Genomic DNA, 5,227 nt, shown 5'->3' on the forward strand with positions numbered 1-5,227 from the left:
CGACGTCCTATACGCCATGCTCCGCGACAAGATCCCCTACCAACCCCGCCCCACGACGCCGATCGCCGCTTGACGAACCCATAGGGACACCCCCCGGGACTCGAGCCGACAGATCAAACTCAAGGCACTGAAGGCCGGCCGTAACGCGAGTCAGACCCGAGCACCGGGCAGCACCCGATCATCCTCACAGTCGAGTCGGCATGACACACGTTGGACAGGCGCGAGCGGGGAGCCGAGCAGGCAGAGCGGCCCACGGCCGCGGACGATCAGAAGACCACGAGCGTGGGCACGCCGTCGAGCCGGGTGAGGCCAACCGGCCCCGGCAGGCCGGCGCGACAACGGCGGGCCGTACCACGGGCGGTACCACCGGGCTGCCCGCGACCGGCCTGCTGCTGGTGGCGCCGGCGAACCCGTGGTGACCCCCGGCCGGACCTGCCCCGTCCGGCCGGGACGCGCCGGCCGTGCGGTGCGGTCACGACACCCAGACCGGTGGCGAACGCCGCCGGTTCGAGGGCAGCGCGTACCCGGAGCGCTCCAGTTCTCCTCGACTCCCCAGTCGGATAGGGTGCTCGTGCATCGATGATCGGGCTCACATCGGGGGGTTGTTGCCGTCTGGCGACGCCATCGTTCGCAGGCCAGAGCATGAGCATCGGCTCGACCAACCGCCCTCGCCCTCGCCCGGCCCGCAACGGTGCTGGCGCTCGTCGATCGCAGGGTGTCCCGGAAGGATGCCAGATGGGTACGGCGCGACCAGGGTACGCAGGTGGCCGGTCCGGGCCCCCGCAGCTGACGCCACCGACGGTTGCCCTTCACCGCCCCGGTTCGTCGTCGAAGCCCGTCGGACGGGAACGTGCCGGCCGCCGGAAGGGTCGTCCTATCGACGATGGACCGTGCTGACGGTGACCCGGTCGTCCGTAGCCTCGATGGTGCCGGTCCACTCACCGTCGTCCTTCTCGAACGTGATGATGGTGGTCCCGCCGGTCGTGCGGTCGCCCGTGACGTCGAAGAATCCCTGGGGCAGGGCGGTGCGGTAGAACGCGAGTACCCGCTGAGGGTCGGGCTCGACCAGGGTGAGCCGGGCGCCGGCGGCGGTGTCGGAGAGGTCGCGCACCTGGCTGCCCGGCGGGAACCGGAAGTTGAACGGCAGGTTCGTCACGCCCAGATCCCGGCCGGTCAGCGCCGGCTCCTCCGCCTGTGGCGGCGCGGTCGACTGCTCGGCCGGCCGGTTGCGGGCGAACGTGACTGTGGTGTCGCGCGAGGTGGCGATGACCTCGACGGTCCACCCGCGTCCGTCGAGGTGCAGAGTCTGACCGGTGTCGGTGCCCACCGGGTATCCGGCCGGCGGGCCCGCCTGGCGGTAGTGGGCGAGCACCTGCTCGGGCGGAGGAGCGGTGAGGATCACCGTGGCCGAGCCAGGGTCGCCGAACGCGGTGTCGACCTTGCTGCCGGCGGGGAACCCGAGCCCCGGTGCCACCCCGGCGACAGTCCGGCCGTCCACCTCGACCCGGTCGCCCTGGTCGCTGCCCGGCAGGCTCGCCGGGGCAGCCGTGCTCGTGGGGGTGGCGCTGTCCGGTCCGCTCACCGGCACGGCCGGGTTGCCGCAACCGGGCGCCGCGATCAGCAGCGCGATCCCGGCCAGCGCGGGTAGCTTCCGCTGGAGACATCTCATCTGCCTGTCCTTCCGGTCGTACCAGGATTCGGTGGAGCCGTCCCGATCATGCCTGGTGCGGTCGCACCCCCGCACGACGGACGAACTGCTGTCGGCAGTCCTGCCGACAGCGGTCCGGCCCGGTCCGGCATGCTGAGTGCCATGACTGCCACGGCCGCCGTCGCTCCGCCCGCTTCCCGCTCCGGTCCCGGCCCTTCCCCGGCGATTCCGCTGACCACCGGCCTGATCGGGCTGTTCGTCGTGGTGCGGATCTGCCAGGTCGCCGCCTGGCCGGTCGCGGTCCTCACCGGCGGCACGGCCGGACTGCGGTCGGTGCCGGCGGCGGTGACGGTGTACGCGGTCCAGACTCTCGCGGTGGTCGGCGTGCTGGTGTGGGTCCACGGACAGGGCGCGGTGGGCCGGGGGGTCGCCGGGCTGGACGCGACGGTGGCGCTGGTCGCCCTCGTGGCCGGCGGCCTGCTCACCCGGCCGGGCCACGGCACCGGGTTCAGCCATCCGGCCCTGCCGGCCGCGATCGGCGCGGGCCTGACCGTCGCGCTGGCACTGTCGCGTCGTCAGGCCCTCGCCTGGTACGCCGCGCTGGCGGTCGGCTACCTGCTCGGGGTGCACGCCACGGTCTCCCTGGGGCCGGCGGCGCTGTCCGGGGCGGCGGGGAACCTGCTGGCACTGGTGGGTGTGCCGGCGGCCGCCGGCCTGGTGGTCGGTGCCCTGCGGCAGGCCGCACTGCGCGCCGACCGGGCGACCGTACGGGCGGTGAAGGCGGAGGCGGCGTTGGCCGAGGCGGGGCAGCGGATCGCGGCGCACGCCGCCTACGCCTCGGAGGTGGCACAGCAGCACCGCATGTTGCACGACACCGTGCTGTCCACGCTGGACGCGGTCGCCCGTGGCGCGGTCGACACCGGTGATCCGGTGGTGCGGCGTCGACTCGCCGCTGACGCCGACCATCTGCGTGGCCTGATCGCGTCCGCCGGTTCCGCGGTCGGGATGCGGCTGGTCGGCGAGCTCACCACGGTCATCCGGGAGTTGGCGCCGACCGGCCTGCGGGTGCACCTGCGGGTCACCGACGTCCCGCCGGACGTGCCGCCGGCCGTGGTGCGAGCGCTCACCGGCGCGGTCCGGGAGGCGCTCAACAACGTGATCCGGCACAGCGGCACCTCGACCGCCTTGGTGACGGTGGCCGGCCCGGCGGCGGGGACGGACGACCCGGACCCGGCGAGGCTGCGGGTCACGGTGGCGGACCGCGGGCGCGGCTTCGACCCGGACCGGATCCGGCCAGGGCTAGGGTTGTCCCGGTCGGTGCGCGCGCGGATCGGTGAGGCCGGCGGCGAGGTGCTGGTGGACAGCGGAGCAGGTCAGGGCACCACCGTCGAGATGAGCTGGCCGCCCGGCGCGTGGACGTCGGCGGCTGGGTGAGAGGGCCGGATGATCACTGTCGCCGCGATCGACGACGACCGGATGCTGCTCGACGGGCTGCGTACCTGGCTGGCACCGGTCGAGGACGTCCGCCTGGTGCAGGTCGCCGCCACGGTCGACGGCTATCTCGACGGACTCGGCGGTGCGGACGCGCCCCGGGTGGTCCTGCTCGATCTCAACCTGCGCGACGGATCCGACCCGGCGGACAACGTGGCGCGTGTCCGGGCCGGCGGCGGGCGGGTGCTGGTCGTCTCGGCGGTCCCCGACGCCGACGGCGTGCTGGCCACGATCGGTGCCGGGGCGGCCGGCTACCTCACCAAGAGCCATCCCCTGGACGTGCTGGTGGAGGCGATCCGCGAGGTGGCGTCCGGCGGGTCGGCGATCAGTCCGGAACTCGCGTTCGTACTCAGCCGCGACGCCCGCGCCGACCGGCCGCGGCTGTCCCCGCAGGAGCGCGCGGTGCTCACCGCGTACGCCTCCGGGGCCACCCTGGCGGCCGCCGCGCGCCGCGCGGGCGTGGCCTACGGGACCGCGCGCGAGTATCTGGAACGGGTCAAACGCAAGTATGCCGAGGTGGGCCGCCCGACCCGGACGAAGTTGGAGTTGGCCGACCGGGTGCGCGAGGACCGGCTCGACCTGGGTGGTCCCGGCCGCTGAGCCCGCACCTGGGCAGTATCCAGCCGGCGTCGCGTCAGCCGCGACCACGTACCAGGGGCGGGGATACCTCTCCACGATCTCGACCAGCAACCTCGTCGTGGACGGACGGACGCCGCGCATCGCGTACCCGGCGCGCAGCAGCATGCGCGCCTCGGTCAGCGCGGCTCCCGGGGCTCGCGACGGGCGTACTTGGCGCGGAACTTCTCGACCCGGCCCGCCGTGTCGAGAAGGCGTGTTGAGCGGTCGGTAGCCTCGGCGCGGTGGCGGAGGATGACTTCATGATCGGGCTGAGCCCCCTTGGACGCGCGGCGTGCGGTCCGCCGACCGGGCGTGGCAGGCCGTCGCCGGATTGGTGGCGGCCTGCCACGCGTCGCAGATCCGGTGGGTCAGCCGGCGTGGCGCAGCCGGCCGAGCATGCCGGCGAGGTCCTGGACGAACAGTTCGTGGCGGAAGTAGTGGCCGCCCGGCACCTCGCGCCACTCGTGCGGGATGCCAGCCCGGCTGAGCGCTCCCCGGAACTCGCGCTGGCCCGCCAGTACCTGACCCTCGTTGACCGAGTCGAACCAGTTGACCGGGTCGGGTGACGTGCCGGCCGCCAGGAAGATCCGCTTGTTGCGGTAGCTCTCGATGCGCTCCATCGGGTTGTCCGCGCTGACCCGTGCCTCGTCCCACAGGGGCGCGCCGTACACGGTGCCGCCGCCGAGGTCGAGCGCGGCCGAGGTGATGTTCGCCCAGTGCACGACCAGGCCGAAGTCGCGGCGCAGGCTGGCCGGCCCGGAGTGGGAGCTGACCGAGCAGAAGTGGCCGTAGTACTTCGCCGTGTACTTGAGGGCCCCGAAGCCGCCCATCGAGAAGCCAGCCACGGCGCGGCCGTTGTACTCGGGGAATGTGCGGAAGTTGGCCTCGATCCAGGGGAGCAACTGGGCGATGTGGAACGTCTCCCAGTTGCGCGGCCCGACATTGGTGCTGACCGGGTTGCTGTACCAGCCAGTGGAGGCGTCCGGCATGACGACGATGATCTCGCGGCCCGCGGTGAGGTTGATGATGTTGTCCTGGAGGTGGAACGTGCGGAAGTCCGCGTTGCCGCCGTGCAGCAGATACAACACCGGGTAACGCTTGCGGCTGGTGTGGTAGCCGTCGGGCAGCAGCACGTTCACCGCCGGATCCCACTCGATCGCGTCGGTGGCGAAACGGTAGTACTGCAACCGGCCGCCGTTCTCGTTGCGGTCGACGATGCGCAGGCCGTACCCGTTGACGGCGGCACTGGCCGCGGACGGCGCGGTGAAGGCGCCGGCGAGGGCGCCGGTCGCCGCGACCGCGGCGGCGCCGGTGAGCAGCCGCCGGCGGCTCACGGTGGGGGAGATGTTCCGGGCGTGCGGCATGGTTCCTCCTGGGGCTCAGAGTGTGGTTTCGCTGGTGAGGCCGAAGTAGTCGTGCCATTTGGTGGAGGGGGCGAATGTGGTGCCGGTGGAGAGTGCGACGTAGATG

Annotated in this window: 4 protein-coding genes and 1 pseudogene; 2 read left to right on the forward strand and 3 right to left on the reverse strand. The window is 72.9% G+C overall.

Translation table 11 applies throughout. The annotated features are described in order from the left end of the window. Positions 1-874: 874 nt before the first annotated feature. The gene (locus tag FB454_RS34575; protein WP_013476112.1) at positions 875-1,669 is read right to left on the reverse strand and encodes a hypothetical protein; all 795 of its coding nucleotides are present in this window, start codon (positions 1,667-1,669) and stop codon (positions 875-877) included. Positions 1,670-1,810: 141 nt separating this feature from the next. Between FB454_RS34575 and FB454_RS34580 the strand changes: the two genes are divergently transcribed. Both FB454_RS34580 and FB454_RS34585 read left to right on the forward strand, forming a co-directional pair. Further along, entirely contained in the window at positions 1,811-3,082 is a 1,272-nt protein-coding gene (locus tag FB454_RS34580) for a sensor histidine kinase (RefSeq protein ID WP_041784246.1), read from the forward strand. Positions 3,083-3,091: 9 nt separating this feature from the next. Then, complete coding sequence (locus FB454_RS34585) at positions 3,092-3,739, forward strand: response regulator (RefSeq protein WP_030275359.1); 648 nt, start codon at positions 3,092-3,094, stop codon at positions 3,737-3,739. Between the two features lie 155 nt (positions 3,740-3,894). Here the strand turns inward: FB454_RS34585 and FB454_RS35720 are convergent. Next, positions 3,895-3,972, reverse strand: a pseudogene (locus FB454_RS35720) (type B 50S ribosomal protein L31); the annotation flags it as partial. Between the two features lie 153 nt (positions 3,973-4,125). Further along, a complete protein-coding gene (locus FB454_RS34595; protein WP_145824272.1) occupies positions 4,126-5,121 on the reverse strand; it encodes an alpha/beta hydrolase-fold protein in 996 nt (331 codons plus the stop codon). Between the last annotated feature and the right edge of the window lie 106 nt (positions 5,122-5,227).

The organism is Micromonospora sp. CNZ297 (assembly GCF_007827625.1).

Coding starts and splice junctions, on each gene's coding strand:
- FB454_RS34575 (WP_013476112.1), bottom strand. CDS start 1,669: ATGAGATGTCTCCAGCGGAAGCTACCCGCGCTGGCCGGGATCGCGCTG.
- FB454_RS34580 (WP_041784246.1), top strand. CDS start 1,811: ATGACTGCCACGGCCGCCGTCGCTCCGCCCGCTTCCCGCTCCGGTCCC.
- FB454_RS34585 (WP_030275359.1), top strand. CDS start 3,092: ATGATCACTGTCGCCGCGATCGACGACGACCGGATGCTGCTCGACGGG.
- FB454_RS34595 (WP_145824272.1), bottom strand. CDS start 5,121: ATGCCGCACGCCCGGAACATCTCCCCCACCGTGAGCCGCCGGCGGCTG.